Source organism: Streptomyces sp. NPDC015144 (assembly GCF_043079735.1).
Lineage (GTDB): Bacteria > Actinomycetota > Actinomycetes > Streptomycetales > Streptomycetaceae > Streptomyces.
In genome coordinates, this window is sequence record NZ_JBIBUU010000012.1 from 150,474 (window position 1) to 167,012 (window position 16,539).

Below are 16,539 nucleotides of genomic sequence, written 5' to 3' on the forward strand. Positions count from 1 at the left end.
GCACCGGCGGCCCGCACGCGATGGGCCGGCCGCCGTACCGGAACACCAGGAGTTGATGTTGTGATCACCATGCCCGCCCGGAAGCCGAGGCGCAGCGCCGCGGCGACCCGCCGCACGCCCCTGCTGCTCGACCGGGCAGCCCTCAAGCGCCGGCTGGCCGACGACACGTACGACGTGCTGGTCATCGGCGGCGGCATCACCGGCGCGTACGCCGTGCTGGACGCGGCCTCCCGGGGGCTGCGCGCGGCGCTGGTCGAGAAGGACGACTTCGCCTCGGGCACCTCCTCGAAGTCCTCGAAGATGGTGCACGGCGGCCTGCGCTACATCGAGCAGGGCAACGTCAACCTGGTCCGCCACTCGCTGCTGGAGCGGCACCGCTTCCGGAAGAACGCCCCGCACCTGGTGCACCGGCTGCCGTTCCTCTTCCCGATCCTGGAGAAGGAGGGGGTCTTCGACGCCCGCCTCGCCAAGGGCTTCGAGGGCCTGCTGTGGACGTACGACCTGGTCGGCGGGTGGCGGATCGGCAAGCTGCACCAGCGGCTGACCGTCCCCGAGGTGCTGGCGCAGGCGCCGACGCTGCGCGCGGACGACCTGAAGGGCGGGCTGATGTACTTCGACGCCCGCACCGACGACGCCCGGCTCGTGCTGACCATCGTGCGGACCGCCGCCGCGCTCGGTGCCACGGTCCTCAACGGGGCCAGGGCCGAGGGCCTGCTGATGCAGATGGGCAGGGTCTCCGGTGCCCGGGTCTCGGTGGACGGCGACAGCTTCGACATCCGGGCCCGCGCCGTCGTCAACGCCACCGGGGTGTGGACCGACGAACTGGACGCCAAGGCGGACGACGGCCACCGGCCGCAGGTGCGCCCCGCCAAGGGTGTGCACATCGTGGTGCCGTGGGAGAAGGTGCGGATCAACTGCACGGTCACCGTGCCGATCCCCGGCCGGGCCCGCCGCGCCACCTGCACCCGATGGGGCAACAGTGTGGTGCTCGGCACCACCGACGAGGACTACCGCGGCTCCCCCGACGACGTGCACTGCACCCGTCAGGAGATGGACTTCCTGCTGGAGGGCGCGAACACCGCCTTCGAGGGGAAGCTCACCCCGGACGACGTGGTCGGCTCCATCGGCGGTCTGCGCCCGCTGGTCGGCGGCAAGGAGGGCGCCACCCTCGACATGCGCCGCGACCACCACATCACCATCGGCCGCACCGGCATGGTGACGGTGACCGGCGGCAAGCTCACCACCAGCCGCCACATGGGCGAGCTCGTCATCGACAAGGTGATGACCGTGCTCGGCCGGAAGGCGCGGAGCCGCACCACCGACCTTCCGCTGCTGGGCGGCGCCGGTTACGACTCCGAGGCGGTGGCCGCGTCCGGCGGCCTCGCCGCCCACCTGGGCGAGCGCTTCGGCACCGAGGCCCGGTTCGTCGGCGATCTCGTCCAGGAGGACCCGTCGCTGGCCGAACCGGTCGTCGCCGGGCTGCCGTACACCCGGGCCGAGGTCGTCTACGCGGCCCGGGCCGAGCTGGCCCGTTCGGTCGACGACGTCCTCTCCCGCCGGACCCGGGCCCGGCTGTTCGCCCGGGACGCGTCCGCGGACGCCGCCGAAGCGGTCGGCGCGATCCTCGGGCAGGAACTGAACCTCACGGAGGCGCAGGTCGAGCGCTCGGTCGCCGAGTACCTCGCAGCCGTCCGTCATGAAAAGTCCGTACTCCTCGAAGGGGCAGCAGCATGATCAGCCGTCAGACCATCACCCACCCGTTCAACCGGGGCGACTACACCGTGGGCGCGCCCAGCTTCGCCAAGTGGGCCCGGAGCACACCGATCGGCGACGGGGCTGCGGCGCTCCAGGTCGACCCGGTGGAGGTCCCCGAGTCCGTGGTGGAGGCGCTGCGCGGCGCCGCGCACGCGGTGCACACCGCCCGCGAGGAGGTCGTCACCCGCACCCGCGACTGGTGGGCCGGTTCGATGATCGGTGAGACCGAGGGCCGTCCGGCGACCCCGGACGCGGTGGTCGTCGAGGCCGCCGACGCCGACCAGGTCGCCGCCGTGCTGCGGATCTGCCACGAGGCGGGCATCCCGGTCACCCCGTCCGCGGGCCGCTCCAACGTGACCGGCGCGGCGCTGCCGGTCTTCGGCGGGGTCGTCCTGGACGTGTGCGGGCTGAACCGGATCACCGGCTTCGACGCGGAGTCGAACATCGTGGACGTCCAGGCCGGCATGTTCGGCGACCTCTTCGAGAAGCAGCTCCAGGAGGAGTACGGCGTCACCACCGGCCACTGGCCGTCCGCCTTCGCCGTCTCCACGGTCGGCGGCTGGATCGCCTGCCGGGGCGCCGGTCAGCTCTCCACCCGGTACGGCAAGATCGAGGACATGGTCGTCGGCGTGGACGTCGTGCACGCCGACGGGACCCGGGCGACCTACGGCGACTACGCCCGCGCCGCGGTCGGCCCGGACCTGCGCCAGCTGTTCGTCGGCTCCGAGGGGACCCTCGGTGTGATCGTCTCGGCCCGGCTGCGGGTGCACCCGCTGCCGGAGTACGCCTCGGCCGCCGCGTACGGCTTCACGAGCTTCGCCCAGGGGCTGGAAGCCTGCCGCCGGATCATGCAGCGCGGCGCCACCCCGGCCGTCCTGCGGCTGTACGACGCCCTGGAGTCGGGGACGCACTTCGGCCACCCGGAGACCAATCTGCTGCTGATCGCCGACGAGGGCGACCCGGCCCTCGTGGACGCCTCGCTGAAGATCGCCCGGGAGGTCTGCGAGGAGTACGGCCCCGAGCTGGACAGCCAGGCGGTCTTCGAGCGCTGGCTGGACGAGCGGATGCTGGTCGGCAAGTCCGCCGACGGCTTCAAGCCCGGCCCCGGCTTCGTCGCCGACACCCTGGAGATGGCCGCGTCCTGGACCGACCTGCCGGTGATCTACGACGAGGTCGTCGCCGCGATCCAGGCGGTGGACGGCACCCTGGCCGCCTCGGCCCACCAGTCCCACGCGTACACCGACGGCGCCTGCGTCTACTTCTCGCTCCGCGGCGACGTGGCCCCCGAGTCGCGCCGCGACTGGTACCGCTCGGTCTGGGACGCCGCCAACGGCGTACTGATCAAGCACGCGGCGGCGCTCAGCCACCACCACGGCTGCGGGCTGCTGCGCGGCCCCTACCTGGAGGAATCCCTCGGGGCGGGCTTCGCGACCTTCGTCGCCGTGAAGAAGGCCCTGGACCCGGCCGGCATCCTCAACCCTGGCAAACTGGGCCTTCCCAGCCGATTCGGTACGTCTCCGCTGAACTGACCCCGGGAGCCGCGCAGTCACGCTCCCCGCGGTCGCGTTCCGTGCGGTGACGCACCCCCTCCTCACAGGCAGGTCCTGCCATGACCCCTTCCCCCTCCCGGTCCGGCGCCCCGCTCGACCCCCGGCTCACCGCGGCGTTCGCCGAGGTGCCGGTCGTCGCGTCGGTCGTCGGCACCCAGCCGCTGCGCCAGTTCCTGACCGCACCGGCCAGGGTGGGCATCCTCGCGTCGTTCGCGGTGGGGCAGCTGCCCCAGGTCGTACCGGCGCTGGGCCGGGCGGGGAAGACGGTGTTCGTGAACGTGGACAGCAGCCCCGGTCTGGCGCAGGACCGGGGCGCGCTGGAGTTCCTCAAGGGCCTGGGCGCGCACGGTGTGGTCAGCACCAGGCTGTCGCTGATAGAGAAGGGCCGCCCGCTCGGCCTGCTGACCATGATGAAGGTGTTCGTCACCGACCGGTCCAATCTGCGCCGCTCCACGGACGCGATCTCGCGCGGGGCGCCGGACCTGGTCGAGATCATGCCCGCCCCGATCGTCGCCCGGATGAGCGCGCAGGCACAGCGCGCGATGTCCCCGTCGGTGGCCGCGGGCTTCGTGGAGACCCCCGCGGACGTCGCGCTGGCGCTGGCCCTCGGCTCGGCCGCCGCCGCGACGTCCGACCCTCGCCTCTGGAGTCTGCGCCGGGACCAGCTTCCACCGGTCCCGCCCGCCGCGCTGAAGAGGCCCGCCCCACCTCAGGAGTAAGAAACCATGACGTACGTGGTCATAGCCCGCTACCGCACCAAGGAGGGCGCGGAGGGCACCGTCCTCCCGCTGCTCGACACGATGGCCGCCGCCTCCCGCCGCGAGCCCGGCAACCTGGCCTACCGGGTCCACCAGGGCACCGAGGACCCCCGGACGGTGGTGCTGTACGAGGAGTACGCCTCCGAGGACGACTTCACCGCCCACTGCGCCACCGAGCACTTCCGGGAGATCGTGCTCGGCCGGGTCGTCCCGCTGCTGGACAGCCGGGACGTGCTGCGCTGCGCGCCGCGCGTGGAGGTGGGCGCGTGAAGACCCGGGCGGTGGTGCTGCGCGGTACGTCGACGGCCCGGCCCTACTCCGCGACCCGCCCGGTCGAGGTGGAGGAGCTGGAGCTGGGCGCCCCGCGCGAGGGCGAGGTGCTGGTCAGGATCGCGGCCGCCTCGCTCTGCCACTCGGACCTCTCGGTGGTCAACGGCGACCGGGTCCGCCCGCTGCCGATGGCGCTGGGTCACGAGGCGGTGGGGATCGTCGAGGAGACCGGTCCGGGCGTCCACCGGTTCACCCCCGGCGACCACGTGGTGCTGGTCTACGTACCGAGCTGCGGGTTCTGCGGCGACTGCGCGGCGGGCCAGCCGGCGCTGTGCGCCCAGGCCGCGGCGGCGAACGGTGCGGGGGCCCTGCTGCACGGCCCGTCGCTGCTGACCGACGCCGCCGGCGAGCCGGTCCACCACCAGCTCGGCGTCTCCGCGTTCGCCGAACACGCCGTACTGGCCCAGGAGTCGCTGGTACCGATCCCGAAGGATGTCCCGTTCGAGGTGGCGTCGATGTTCGGCTGCGCGGTCCTCACGGGAGCGGGCGCGGTGATCAACACGGCGGCGCTGCGCCCGGGGCAGTCGGCGGTGGTCTACGGGCTGGGCGGCGTCGGGCTCTCCGCGGTGCTCGGCGCCCGGGCCGCCGGGGCGTACCCGGTCATCGCCGTCGACCCGGTCGCGGAGAAGCGGGAGCTGGCCCTGCGGCTGGGCGCCACGCACGCCCTCGCGCCTGACGACGCGGTCCGGGAGATCCGCGAACTGACCTCCGGCGGCGCCGAGTTGGCGGTCGAGGCGGTGGGCAGCCCGAAGGTGATGGGCGCGTGCCTGGAGGCGGTGGCGCGGGGCGGCCGGGTCGTCTCGGTGGGCCTGCCCGCGCCGGACCGGATGCTGGAGGTGCCGGCCCTGGCCTTCGCGGGCGAGGGCAAGTCCCTGCTGGGTTCGTACATGGGCGACGCGGTGCCGCGCCGGGACATCCCGAGGTTCCTCGACCTGTGGCGGGCCGGGCTGATGCCGGTGGAGCGGATGCACACCGGCACCCTGCCGCTGACCGGCATCAACACGGCGATGGAGGAGCTGGCCTCGGGCCGGGCGATCCGTCAGGTGCTGGACACCTCGGGGTTGCTGGGGAGGTGAGACCGGTCGGAGCGGTGGGTTCCGGGCGGGTCGACGTGCGGCCGGGCGGCGTACGGGGCCTCTCCGCCCGGTACGCCGTGCGGGACGATCCGGCGCCGGCCGATCCGCCAGCCCCCCTCGCTCCGCACGATCTCGTCCTCGAAGGTCACGGTGCCGCACCCGCCGTCGACGGCGACCCCGATGCCCTTGGACCGCGCGTGCACCCGTCCGTCCCCGGCCTCGGTGAGGACGATGTTGGTGACGTGGTGGCCGACGGGGCCGTGGGCCGCCCCGGCCCGCGCCCGCGCCATGTCGCGGAACGCCTCCAGCCCGCGCAGCTCACCGTGGCCGAGCCGCGACGCGTCGTAGACGACGTCCTCGGTGACCAGCTCGTCCAGCCGGTCCAGCTCTCCGTCGTCGACCACGTGCCCGTGCAGGGCGAGCAGTTCGTGGATGGCCAGCCGTTCGTCGGCTCCGAGTGTCATCGCCGGTCCTTTCCCGAGGTCTCGCGACAGCCCCCGGCTACGGGTATACGGGGCGGGCGCGCCGCGGGGCGCGGTACGGCACCGGTCGCGGCGTCCCGGACGTGCGAGTTCATCCCGGTGGAGCAACCGCGCGGCGCTCGCGCCGGGGCCCCCGGCGCGAGCGTCCCGGTCAGTAGTGGCCGGTCCGGCCGTCCAGGATCTCCCGGATGGCGTCCAGGTGGCCCGCGTGCCGCGCGGTCTCCTCGATCATGTGGAGCATGATCCAGCGCAGGGTGGCGCCCGACGCCTCGAAGTCGGGGTGGCGCCCCGTCTCGTCGAGCGACCGTCCGGCGACGATCCCGTTGGAGACCTCGACCTGCCGGTCGTAGTCGTCCAGCAGCTTCGCGAGCGGCACCCCGTCGACCATCATGTCGGCGTCCTCGGGCCCGTCGAACACCGGACCGGCCGCCGGGCGGCCCATCAGGACGACCTCGAACCAGAGGTGCTCGGCCCAGCGGAGGTGGGACAGCACACCGGCCGCCGTCATGAGCGGCGAGGACGGCAGGACGGCGCGGTGCGCGTCCGCCTCCGACAGTCCTTCGCACTTCCAACGGGCCACCGCCCGCTGGGAGTCGAGCCAGCCGGTGAGCTGGGTCCGTTCGTCGGCGTCGAAGGCGGGCCGGTCGCGCGAAGGGTAGGACATGACCGCCGAGGCTACCGGGCCGGTCGGCACCCCCTCCACCGTGGTCACGTCCGCCTGCTACCTTGGCGGGATGTTCCTCCTCTGTGCGTAGGGCCGCCACGGCCGCACCCCGTTCCGACCGGGTGCGGTGCTCCGGTGTCCCCGCATGCCCGCGGCGCCCTCCCGTGCGCCGCCCTTCACGAGGAACGTCCCCATGTCTCCCTCTTCACCCGCGCCTTCGTACGCGGCCGTCCTGCGTACCCCGTACGCCTCCCGCACCTTCGGGGCCGCCCTGCTGGGGCGGCTCTCGTACGGGATGGTCTCCCTCTCCCTGATGCTGGCGGTGCGCGCCGCCACCGGCTCGTACTCCGTCGCCGGTACCGTCATGGCGCTGTTCGGTGCGACCAGCGTCTTCCTCTCGCCCGCCCGGGCCGGGCTGATCGACCGGTACGGGCCGCGCCGGGCCCTGCCGCCGATGGCCGGTCTCTACGCGCTGCTGCTCGCCGCCCTGGCGTACGCCACCTGGCGGCCGGGCGGCTCACCGTTCCTGATCGGGGCGCTGGCCACGGCGGCGGGTGCGTGCACCCCGCCGCTGGGGCCGGTGATGCGGATGCTCTGGAGCGAACTGGTCGCCGACCGGGAGCTGCTGCAACGCGCCTACAGCCTGGACGGTGTCGCCGAGGAACTCCTCTTCGTCAGCGGGCCGTTGCTGGTCGGGGTGGTGATCGCGGCGGCCCCGGCGTCGGCCGGGGTCGCGCTCAGTGCCGCGCTGGTCCTCACCGGCACGCTGGCGCTGGTGACCTCACCGGCGGTGCGCGGGGCGCGGACGGGGCGGCCGGCCGGTACGGGGAAGAACGCGCGGGGCGGCCCGGTGGCCGGGCGGCGGCTGCTCGGTGTGGCCGCGCTCCGGCAGGCGGTGCTGGTGACGGGCACCGTGGGGCTGTGCCTGGGGGCGCTGGATCTGCTGGTGGTGGCGTTCACCGAGCAGCGTCACCAGGGCGCGGCCGTCTCCTGGGTGCTGGCCGCCCTCTCGGCGGGCAGCGCGGTCGGGGGGCTGGCCTACGGCGCGGTGTCGTGGCGGACGCCGAACCGGGTGCGGCTGCCGCTGCTGGGGGCCGGGCTGGGCGCGGCGGTGGCCGTGGCGGGGCTGTCGCCCCGGGTGTACGTGCTGGTGGTGGTGGCCGCGGTGGCCGGGCTGTTCGTCGCCCCCGCGCTGACCACCGCGTATCTGATCGCGGACGAGTCGGTGGAGGCGGCCGCCCGGACCCGGGCGGGGGCCTGGGTGAACAGCGCGGTGAACGCCGGGGCCTCGGCCGGTACCGCGGTGGTGGGGCTGCTGGTGGACCGGCTGTCACCGGCGCTGTGCTTCGCGCTCGCGGGGGCGCCCGCGCTGCTGTGCGCGGCGGTGGTGGCGCGGGGCGCCCTGGCGCGCGCGTCCGTGGGGGCGGGTGGCGCGGTCAGCCGGTCGTGACCGGGCACCACTCCTCCCAGACGGCGGCCAGGTCCGCCTCGATCGCCGGTGCCACCGTGTCCAGCAGCCGGATCTGGGCGCCCGGCCCCGCCAGTGCCGTCCGGTACGGGTGGGGCGGGCCGCCCGGGTCGGCGCCGAGCGCGGTGACCGAGCCGATCACCCGGTGCGGGCCGAGGACCCCGGGCAGTTCGCGCAGGTCCGCGTCGCGCAGGTCCAGGTCCTCGACGAGGAGTTCCCGGCCGTCGTAGGTGGCGTGCGTGGTGGCCCGGACCGCGCCGCCGCGTTCGCCGGAGCGGCCCAGGACCAGGGTGTCGCGCCAGAGCATGCGGGCCCCGGCCGCGAGCACGACCGTCATCGAGCGCTCGACCCGGGCACCCTCGGAGATCACGAACGGCCGGGCGTCCCAGAGGAGTTCGCCGCCCTCCTCGATCTCGACGCGGGCCCGCCAGCTCGATGTGCCGCCCCGGTGGTCGTAGGCGACCAGTCCGGAGGGTTCGGTCAGCTCCAGCCGGGCGCCGGCGCCGACCCTGATGCGCAGCCGCAGGTCGTCACCGGCGAGGAGTCCGGCCCGGGTGCCGACCAGGGCGAGGCGCAGACGGTCGGGGGCGGGGCGCAGCGGCCGGGGCGCGAGGAAGGCGCCCGGCCGCAGTTCGCGGGCGATGTGCCGGCCCGCGCCGTCGCGTTCCACGGCGACGGCGGTGGGCTCGGCGGCCTGTCGGTTCACGAGTGGCTGTGCGCGTGGTCGTGGTCGTGGTCGCCGCCGTGGCTGTGCGGGGCCATCGGGCCCGGGTCGGTGGGGACCAGGGTGCCGTCGCGGTGCCGGGCGAGGACGGACCGTACCCAGTCGGCGAGTTCGGCGACCGAGGCGGCGTCGTGCTTGGAGAGCGCGAGGACGGGCAGGCCGTCGCGGGCGGCCGAGGCGTCGGCGACCATGGCGGCCACGTCGACCTCGACGTGCGGGGCGAGGTCGGTCTTGTTGATGATCAGGAGGTCGGCGCCGGTGATGCCGGGGCCGCCCTTGCGGGCCACGTCGCCGCCGCCCGCGACGTCGATGCAGAAGAGCTGGGCGTCGGCGAGGGCCGGGCTGAAGGTGGCGGTGAGGTTGTCGCCGCCGCTCTCCACGAGCACCAGGTCGAGCGGGCCGAACTCGTCCTCCAGGTCCTCGACGGCGTCGAGGTTGGCGCTGACGTCGTCCCGGATCGCGGTGTGCGGGCAGGCGCCGGTCTCCACGGCCCGGATGCGCTCGGTGGGCAGGACGCCCGCCGAGCGGAGGAAGCGGGCGTCCTCGTCGGTGTAGATGTCGTTGGTGACGACGGCCATGGCGAGTTCGCCGGCCAGTTCGCGGCAGAGGGTCGCGAGGATGGAGCTCTTGCCGGTGCCGACCGGTCCGGCGACGCCAAGGCGCAGGGCGCGCGGCCGGGGGTGCTGGTGGGTCTGCTCGTCGGTGTGCTGGTCAGGCAAGGAAGAGTCTCCGTTCTCGTCGTGCGTGTTCCAGTGCCCACTGTTCGGTGAGCGGGGGCGTGCGGGCGGGCAGTGCGGCCGGGTCCGGTACCGCGAGGGCCTCGGCCACCGCGGCCGCGGCGTGCGGCTCGGCGTCGAGGATCCAGGCGACGGAGTCCAGCGGGTCGCCGGGCAGCAGTTTGAGCGCCGCGGAGGTGATGGTCTGCAGTTCGTCGTAGACGACGCCGCGGGCCAGTTCCTCCTCGGTGACCCGCATGACGGCGCCGAGCGCGCCGAGCGCGACCGGCCGCAGCGGGCGGGTTTCGAGGGCGGTCAGCGCGGTGACCGCCGGGTGGTCGGGGGCGAGCCGCCGGGCGAGGCGGCGCACCCCCCGGCCGAGCGTCGCCGACGCCTCGCGGAGCGGGGCGGCCGGGGTGCGGGCGGCCAGTGCGCGCTGCACGGGGCCGTAGTCGACCGGGTCCTGTCCGGCGGCGCGCAGGGCGAGCACGGCGGCGGCGGCCTCGGTGACGGCGGCGGTGTGCAGCCGGGCCCGCAGCAGGGCGGGGAGGTGGTCGCGGGTGAGGCCCGCGGCGACGGCCGGTTCGAGTCCCGCGCTGTAGGTGTACGCGCCGACCGGGAGCCGTCCGTCCCCGAGCAGCAGGGGTGCCAGGCCCGCCATCAGAACATGGCGTACCGCTGGGCCAGCGGCAGTTCGGTGGCGGGTGCGGGCTCCACGAGTTCCCCGTCGATACGGATGGCGAAGGTCTCCGGGTCGACGTCGATGTCGGGGAGTGCGGTGTTGTTCGGCAGGTCCGCCTTGGTGAGGTGGCGGGTGGGCCGTACCGCGACCAACTCCCGTTGGAGCCCGAGGCGTTCGGCGAGTCCGTCGCCGAGTGCCGCGGGGGCGACGAAGCTGACCGACAGGTGCGGGGCGGCGTCGGCGGCGGCGGTGGCGCGCAGCAGGACGGGCTGGGTGGTGGGGATCGCCGCGTTGGCGTCGCCGAGCGGGGCGTAGACCACCATGCCGCCCTTGAGGACGGCGGCGGGCCGGATGCCGAAGAAGGCGGGGTCCCAGAGCACCAGGTCGGCGAGCTTGCCGGGTTCGACGGAGCCGACGACGTGGTCGATGCCGTGGGCGACGGCCGGGCAGATCGTGTACTTGGCGACGTAGCGGCGGGCGCGCTCGTTGTCGGCGGGCAGTTCGCTGCCCCGGTCCCCGAAGCGCTGCTTCATGACGTGGGCGACCTGCCAGGTGCGGCAGACCACCTCGCCGATGCGGCCCATGGCCTGGGCGTCGGAGGAGGTGATGGAGAGGGCGCCGATGTCGTGGAGGACGTCCTCGGCGGCGATGGTGGTGGCGCGGATGCGGGACTCGGCGAAGGCGAGGTCCTCCGGGACGCGCGGGTTGAGGTGGTGGCAGACCATCAGCATGTCGAGGTGTTCGGCGACGGTGTTGACGGTGTGCGGCAGCGTCGGGTTGGTGGACGCCGGCAGGATGTGGGGGTGGGAGGCGACGGTGATGATGTCGGGGGCGTGGCCGCCGCCCGCGCCCTCGGCGTGGAAGACGTGGATGGAGCGTCCGGCGATGGCGTCGAGGGTGCCTTCGACGTATCCGGCCTCGTTGAGGCTGTCGGCGTGCAGGGCGACCTGGAGGCCGTGTTCCTCGGCGGCCTCGAGCGCGGCGTCGATGGCGGCGGGGGTGGCGCCCCAGTCCTCGTGGACCTTGTAGCCGCCCGCTCCGGCGAGGGCCGCCTCGCGCAGGGCCTCGGCGCCGACGGTGGAGCCCTTGGCGAAGAGCATGACGTTGAGCGGGACGCGGTCCAGCGCGCGGTGCATCATCGCCAGGTTCCAGGCGCCGGGGGTGACGGTGGTGGCCTTGGAGCCCTCGGTGGCGCCGGTGCCGCCGCCGATGACGGTGGTGGTGCCGGTGGCGAGGGCCTCGTGCAGGGCTTCCGGCATCAGGAAGTGGACGTGGGTGTCGACGGCTCCGGCGGTGAGGATGCGGCCCTCGCCGGAGACGACGTCGGTGCCGGGGCCGATCACCAGGTCGGGGTGGACGCCGTCGCTGATGTCCGGGTTGCCGGAGCGGCCGAGGGCGACGATCCGGCCGTCCCGCACGCCGACGTCGGTCTTGACGATGCCCCAGTGGTCGAGGACGACGACGTTGGTGATGACGAGGTCGAGGGCGCCGTCGGCGCGGGAGGCGGTGGACTGGGCCATGGACTCGCGGATGGACTTGCCGCCGCCGAAGACCGCCTCGTCGCCGCCGAAGCAGCGGTCCTCCTCGACCTCGATCCAGAGGTCGGTGTCGGCGAGGCGTATCCGGTCGCCGGTGGTGGGTCCGTAGAGCGACGCGTAGGCGTCACGGGTCATCTGTGCCATGTCACATGTCGTCCGTTCGTGCGGGCCGGGTGCCGGGCACGACGATGCCGGGCACCCTCTGGTGGCCTCCGAGTTCGACGAGGGCGACCTCGGCGCCGACTCCGGGTTCGAAACGCAGGGAAGTACCGGAGGGAATATCGAGCCGGAATCCCTCGGTAATGGTCCGGTCGAAGGAGAGGGCGGGATTCGCGTCCGGGAAATGCAGATGCGAGCCTATTTGAATGGGACGGTCGCCGTCGTTCACCACGGTCACGGAAATCTGCGTACGGCCGTCATTGATCTTCAGTTCACCGGACCCGGTCCGGATCTCGCCCGGGATCACGGGATCGGCGAGGTGATCGTGACGAGCTTGCGCCCGTCCGGGAAGGTCGCCTCGACCTGGACGTCGTGCAGCATCTCGGGAACACCTTCCAGCACGTCGGCGCGGGTGAGGACATTCCGTCCCGCGGTCATAAGATCGCTGACGAGGGCGCCTTCACGAGCACGTTCCATCGCCCAGCAGGAGAGCAGTGCGACCGCCTCGGGATAGTTGAGGAGCACCCCCCGCTCCTTGCGGTCACGGGCGACCATTCCGGCGACGCTCAACAGCAATTTCTCCGTGTCGGACGGAGTGAGAAACATTGGGAAACCTCCATGCCAGCATTCCCCGGGATTCCCGGAATCGCTCGCTCTTCTTATAAGCCTCCCGAGCGCGCCCTGGCAACTCACTCCATGCCGCGATAAGTCTGTTTCTAGCCTTATCGACCACCATATACGGGCAAAGTAGACAAATTTTGTGCATCAAGAAACGGTAAAGAGAAGCGGCCCCGCACCCGGTCAGGGGGTGCGGGGCCGCCTCGGGAGCGCGCCGGATCAGCCCGCTTCGGCCCGGTCCGGCGGACCGGGAGGGGTCACTTCAGGCCGAAGGCCCGGATGATCTCCTGGTCGATGCCGAGCCCGTCGGCCGCCTCGGCGTGCGCCTTCAGCGAGACGAACGCGCCGGCCTTCGCGGCGGGCTTGAACCGGGCGGTCCAGGAACCGGCCGCGTCCTTGCGCAGCTGCACCGGCTCCCAGCTCCCGCCGTCGTCGTAGCTGACCGACAGCGAGGCCCCGGTGGCCTTCACCGCGCCGTCCAGCCACTCCTGCGTACCGGCCGAGAGGCCGATCTCGGTCCAGCCCCCGGCCTTCACGTCACCGGCCAGGTCGGTGTCGACCCGGTAGTCCAGCTGGAGCAGCGGGATGTCGGCCTGGGAGGGGCCGTTCTCGTCGAGGGCTCCGGAGACGAAGTTCCACTCGGTGTGGGTGCGCACGGAGGTCTTCCACGCGTCGGCATCCCGGGCCGAGTCGAGCACGAAGCGGTACGGCAGCTTCTCGGGCGAGACGTCCCAGGCGAACCCGGCCCGGCCGGCGACCTTCTTGATCAGGGTGTCGCCCTGGTAGAAGGCGGTGCTGGTGGTGTCGTACTCGTCGGTCGGCATCGAGCCCGAGTGACCGGCCCCGGAGTCCGTCCACGGGGTGAGGTTGAACTGGATGTCGTCGTAGGCGGACCGGAACGGGCCCCAGTAGCCGGTGCCGAGCCTCGGCCGGGCGATCGGGGCGAACCACTGGGCGGGGTAGGTGCGGCCCGCCGTGTAGTCCAGGTCGCCGCTGCGCATCTCCAGGGCGGCCTCCCCGTCGTCGCCGAGGACCGCGTGGTTCTCGTACCAGAAGGAGGCGCCGGGCAGCGGGGTGACCCACTCGTCGCGGGTGCCGGGGAACTTCTCGTACTCCTCGAAGCCGACGCCGGGGCCGTAGTCGGGGATGTCGTAGCGGTAGCCGCCGCCGAGCCGGTCCTTCTCGCCGTAGAAGGTGTTCTCCACCTTCGCCAGGTCACGGGCGGACGGGGCGAACGCCAGGGAGCGGTCCGGGACCGTGCCGTCGTGGCGGTCGACCAGGTCGTAGACGTAGCGGGCGAACTTGCGCTGGGCGACCGTGGCCTTCGCGCCGTGCCGGACCGAGTCGATCAGCTTCTCGCCGGCCAGGCGCTGGACGGAGGCGACCGGGATCGCGGCCTCGGAGCCGTACGGGGCGTAGGACTCCATCAGGACGCCGTCGCCGTCGTTGACCACGAACAGCGCCCGCGCCCCGGCGGCCACCGCGGCGGCGACCCGGTCGGCGGGGGCGACCGCGTCGCTGCGGCGGACGACGACCGCCCTGCCCTTCGCGTCGAGGCCCCGGTAGTCGGCGGTGGCGCCGTCGCCCGCGAAGACGGTGGCGAGCTTCCGCGTGCCGCTCTCCGCGACCGGGGAGCCGCCCTGCACCGTCACCGGGACGTCCCGTCCGTCGGCCGACAGGTCGATCAGCTTCTCGCCCTGCCGCCAGCGGGTCAGGAAGGAGAAGCTGCCCTCGGTGACCTTCTCGGTGGGGCTCGCCCACAACTGGTCGTAGATCAGCGGGATCTGGTAGGCGTCGCGCTGGACCACGCCGTTCGGCGCGGTGCGCGCCATGTCGTAGCGCAGCTGCCGGGTCTCGGTCTCCTTGGGGGTGCGCACCGAGACCTTGCGGGCCTTGGAGGCGTCGAGGGTGACCGTGGCCGACGTGCCGAGGACGATCTCGGGCGCGGCGAGGAAGGCCAGCGCCTTGGAGTCGGCGCGGTCACCGGCGATGTCCGCGGCGGTCCAGGCGGTGTAGTTGCCGGGCGGCAGCCGCAGCGTGGTCTCGCCGGGGACGGCGACGGGCTGGAGCTGCTCGTCGCCCAGCGCGCCCAGGACGACGGTGCCGTCCATCGGCCTGCCGTCACGGTCGCGGAGCTTCAGCGTCAGGTCGTACAGCTCCCGTTCCTTGGTCAGGGCGAAGCCGGTGTGGGCGACGACGGTGCCCGCCGCGTCCGTGGCCAGGACCTGGCCGGAGAACTGCGTGTCGTTGGCGACCTTCGACGGGTCCAGCGAGAGCACGGCCCCGGCGGTGCCGCCGGCCGGGACGGTGAGCCGCTTCACCGAGAGGGTGTACGCGTCGGAGTCCGTGTCCGTGGCCAGGTCGAGCGTGACGTCCTTCGCACCGGTGTTGCGGTACGTGATGGTCCGCTCGGCGACCGGGTCGGACGGGGAGTGCGGCCAGGCGTACGAGGCGACCTCGACGGAGCCGGTGGCCTCGATCGTGGTGTCGACCGCCGCCTTGACGTCGAGCCGGCCGGTGCCCTGCTCGTACGGGGTGTACGCGGGCAGCCGCTTGGACGAGCTCATCAGCGCGTCCTTGATCCGCTGGCCGGACCAGTCGGGGTGGCGCTGCTTCAGGATCGCGGCGGCGCCCGCGACGTGCGGGGTCGCCATCGACGTACCGGACATCGACCGGTACATGCCCTCGGTGCCGGGGACCGACTGCGAGGCGGCGGCGTTGATGTCCACGCCGGGTGCGGAGAGGTCCGGCTTCAGGCCGTTGGACCTGACCAGCGGTCCCATCGAGGAGAAGTCGGCCCGGTTGTCCTTCTTGTCGACGGCGGCGATGGTGAGCGCCTTCTCCGCCGAGCCGGGCGATCCGATGGTGCCCGCGCCGTACGCGTTGCCCGCGGCGATCACGAACAGCGGGCCGCCGTCGGCGGACAGCGCGTCCACCGCGAGCGACATGGGGTCGGAGCCGTCGTCCGGGACGCTGGAGCCGAGGCTCATGGAGACGACGTCGGCGCCCTCGGCCTTCGCCCATTCCATCGCCTCGATGATCCCGGAGTCGGCGCCGCTGCCCCCGTCGTCGAGGACCTTGCCGACGATCAGGCCGGCGCCCGGGGCGACGCCCTTGTTGGTGCCGTCGGAGGCCGCGCCGGACCCCGCGATCGTGGAGGCGACGTGGGTGCCGTGGCCGTGCTTGTCGTCCACCTCCTCGCCCGGTACGAAGCTCCGGGACTCCAGGATCCGGTCCTTGACGTCCGGGTGGTCGGCGTCGATGCCGGTGTCCAGGACGGCGACCTTGGTGCCCTTGCCGTCGTAGCCCTCGGCCCACGCCTGCGGGGCGTTGACCTGCGGGACGGAGTCCTTGAGCGCCGCCTCCACCCGGCCGTCGAGCCAGAGCTTGGCGATCCCGGCGTCCAGCGAACGGGACGCGGGGGTGCGGGTGACGCCGTTCCAGAAGGTGCGGGCGGTGTCCTTGCCGGCCTTCAGCGCGGTGCCGTGGATGCTGGAGAGGGTGCGGACCTTCTTCGCGCCGCGCGGGGCGGCGGGCAGCGCGCGGGACGTGGCCCCCGGGTAGGTCGCGATCAGCGGGATGCCGCCGGACCGCTTGTCGTCGTAGCCCATCTTCACGAGCGCGGTGACGTTGAACAGCCTGCGGTCCAGCTTCCCGGCGGCGAGCAGCGCGGTGGCCTCGTCGGGCAGGACGTAGAGGTCGTCGCCGGCCTGCTGGACGTGGACCCCGCCGGTCGCCCCGTCGGGGCGTTCCACGGTGACGGTGTCCTGCTTGCCGACGCCGTCGGTGTAGTGCACGACATCGCCCGTGACCAGGGTGATGTCGTACTCCTTGACGGGCGCGGCGGCCTGGCGGGCGGTCGGGTGGGGGGTGTCCTGCGCGGCGGTGGCGGCGCCCGCCGCGGGGAGCAGGGCGCCGCTCACGAGGGCGACCGAGGTCGCTATGAGCAGGGCTCTGCGACCCGCACGCGCGGGTCTCGCCCGGCCGGAGGCGGAGGAGGGAGTCGAAGTCATGGAGCA

Annotated in this window: 15 protein-coding genes; 6 read left to right on the forward strand and 9 right to left on the reverse strand. The window is 73.4% G+C overall.

Features of this window, described 5'->3' with window-relative positions; translation table 11 throughout:
- Positions 1–60 precede the first annotated feature (60 nt).
- From ACF08W_RS21280 to ACF08W_RS21300, 5 genes are all read left to right on the forward strand, one after another.
- The gene (locus tag ACF08W_RS21280; protein ID WP_392280182.1) at positions 61–1,734 is read left to right on the forward strand and encodes an FAD-dependent oxidoreductase; all 1,674 of its coding nucleotides are present in this window, start codon (positions 61–63) and stop codon (positions 1,732–1,734) included.
- Positions 1,731–3,284, forward strand: coding sequence for an FAD-binding oxidoreductase (locus tag ACF08W_RS21285; RefSeq protein WP_392280183.1), 1,554 nt, complete (start codon positions 1,731–1,733; stop codon positions 3,282–3,284). The genes ACF08W_RS21280 and ACF08W_RS21285 overlap by 4 nt, the downstream gene beginning before the upstream one ends.
- A gap of 80 nt (positions 3,285–3,364) precedes the next feature.
- A complete protein-coding gene (locus tag ACF08W_RS21290; protein WP_352272906.1) occupies positions 3,365–4,024 on the forward strand; it encodes a glycerol-3-phosphate responsive antiterminator in 660 nt (219 codons plus the stop codon).
- A 6-nt stretch (positions 4,025–4,030) separates the two neighbouring features.
- Positions 4,031–4,333 carry a putative quinol monooxygenase gene (locus ACF08W_RS21295; protein ID WP_385206262.1) on the forward strand — a complete coding sequence of 101 codons (303 nt, stop codon included), beginning with the start codon at positions 4,031–4,033 and terminating at the stop codon, positions 4,331–4,333.
- Positions 4,330–5,469: a zinc-binding dehydrogenase gene (locus ACF08W_RS21300; protein WP_392280184.1), complete on the forward strand. Its 1,140-nt coding sequence runs from the start codon at positions 4,330–4,332 to the stop codon at positions 5,467–5,469. Before ACF08W_RS21295 ends, ACF08W_RS21300 begins: the two co-directional genes overlap by 4 nt.
- Here ACF08W_RS21300 and ACF08W_RS21305 read toward each other — a convergent pair.
- Both ACF08W_RS21305 and ACF08W_RS21310 read right to left on the reverse strand, forming a co-directional pair.
- Positions 5,433–5,933, reverse strand: a complete 501-nt coding sequence (locus ACF08W_RS21305; RefSeq protein ID WP_385206257.1) for a nuclear transport factor 2 family protein — start codon at positions 5,931–5,933, stop codon at positions 5,433–5,435. The genes ACF08W_RS21300 and ACF08W_RS21305 overlap by 37 nt on opposite strands.
- Before the next feature lie 169 nt (positions 5,934–6,102).
- A complete protein-coding gene (locus tag ACF08W_RS21310) occupies positions 6,103–6,615 on the reverse strand; it encodes a DinB family protein (protein WP_392280185.1) in 513 nt (170 codons plus the stop codon).
- Positions 6,616–6,808: 193 nt separating this feature from the next.
- Between ACF08W_RS21310 and ACF08W_RS21315 the strand changes: the two genes are divergently transcribed.
- On the forward strand, positions 6,809–8,065 hold the full coding sequence (locus ACF08W_RS21315) for an MFS transporter (protein ID WP_392280186.1): 1,257 nt from the start codon (positions 6,809–6,811) through the stop codon (positions 8,063–8,065).
- On the opposite strand, the gene ACF08W_RS21320 is transcribed toward ACF08W_RS21315, so the two are convergent.
- The 7 genes from ACF08W_RS21320 to ACF08W_RS21350 form a co-directional block, all read right to left on the reverse strand.
- Positions 8,052–8,789, reverse strand: coding sequence for an urease accessory protein UreD (locus tag ACF08W_RS21320; RefSeq protein WP_392280187.1), 738 nt, complete (start codon positions 8,787–8,789; stop codon positions 8,052–8,054). The genes ACF08W_RS21315 and ACF08W_RS21320 overlap by 14 nt on opposite strands.
- Positions 8,786–9,526: an urease accessory protein UreG gene (gene ureG, locus ACF08W_RS21325; RefSeq protein WP_392280188.1), complete on the reverse strand. Its 741-nt coding sequence runs from the start codon at positions 9,524–9,526 to the stop codon at positions 8,786–8,788. The genes ACF08W_RS21320 and ureG overlap by 4 nt, the downstream gene beginning before the upstream one ends.
- Entirely contained in the window at positions 9,519–10,184 is a 666-nt protein-coding gene (locus ACF08W_RS21330) for an urease accessory protein UreF (protein ID WP_392280189.1), read from the reverse strand. Before ACF08W_RS21330 ends, ureG begins: the two co-directional genes overlap by 8 nt.
- Positions 10,184–11,887, reverse strand: a complete 1,704-nt coding sequence (locus ACF08W_RS21335) for an urease subunit alpha (protein ID WP_392280190.1) — start codon at positions 11,885–11,887, stop codon at positions 10,184–10,186. Before ACF08W_RS21335 ends, ACF08W_RS21330 begins: the two co-directional genes overlap by 1 nt.
- A gap of 1 nt (position 11,888) precedes the next feature.
- Complete coding sequence (locus ACF08W_RS21340; protein ID WP_352272916.1) at positions 11,889–12,209, reverse strand: urease subunit beta; 321 nt, start codon at positions 12,207–12,209, stop codon at positions 11,889–11,891.
- A complete protein-coding gene (locus tag ACF08W_RS21345; protein WP_385206237.1) occupies positions 12,206–12,508 on the reverse strand; it encodes an urease subunit gamma in 303 nt (100 codons plus the stop codon). Before ACF08W_RS21345 ends, ACF08W_RS21340 begins: the two co-directional genes overlap by 4 nt.
- Before the next feature lie 269 nt (positions 12,509–12,777).
- On the reverse strand, positions 12,778–16,533 hold the full coding sequence (locus tag ACF08W_RS21350) for a S8 family serine peptidase (protein ID WP_392280191.1): 3,756 nt from the start codon (positions 16,531–16,533) through the stop codon (positions 12,778–12,780).
- Positions 16,534–16,539: the final 6 nt, after the last annotated feature.

What these genes read in the sequence shown, in the direction of transcription:
- ACF08W_RS21290 (WP_352272906.1), top strand. Translation starts at nt 3,365, where the DNA reads ATGACCCCTTCCCCCTCCCGGTCCGGCGCCCCGCTCGACCCCCGGCTC.
- ACF08W_RS21315 (WP_392280186.1), top strand. Translation starts at nt 6,809, where the DNA reads ATGTCTCCCTCTTCACCCGCGCCTTCGTACGCGGCCGTCCTGCGTACC.
- ACF08W_RS21350 (WP_392280191.1), bottom strand. Translation starts at nt 16,533, where the DNA reads ATGACTTCGACTCCCTCCTCCGCCTCCGGCCGGGCGAGACCCGCGCGT.
- ACF08W_RS21310 (WP_392280185.1), bottom strand. Translation starts at nt 6,615, where the DNA reads ATGTCCTACCCTTCGCGCGACCGGCCCGCCTTCGACGCCGACGAACGG.
- ACF08W_RS21285 (WP_392280183.1), top strand. Translation starts at nt 1,731, where the DNA reads ATGATCAGCCGTCAGACCATCACCCACCCGTTCAACCGGGGCGACTAC.
- ACF08W_RS21330 (WP_392280189.1), bottom strand. Translation starts at nt 10,184, where the DNA reads ATGGCGGGCCTGGCACCCCTGCTGCTCGGGGACGGACGGCTCCCGGTC.
- ACF08W_RS21305 (WP_385206257.1), bottom strand. Translation starts at nt 5,933, where the DNA reads ATGACACTCGGAGCCGACGAACGGCTGGCCATCCACGAACTGCTCGCC.
- ACF08W_RS21345 (WP_385206237.1), bottom strand. Translation starts at nt 12,508, where the DNA reads ATGTTTCTCACTCCGTCCGACACGGAGAAATTGCTGTTGAGCGTCGCC.
- ACF08W_RS21335 (WP_392280190.1), bottom strand. Translation starts at nt 11,887, where the DNA reads ATGGCACAGATGACCCGTGACGCCTACGCGTCGCTCTACGGACCCACC.
- ACF08W_RS21295 (WP_385206262.1), top strand. Translation starts at nt 4,031, where the DNA reads ATGACGTACGTGGTCATAGCCCGCTACCGCACCAAGGAGGGCGCGGAG.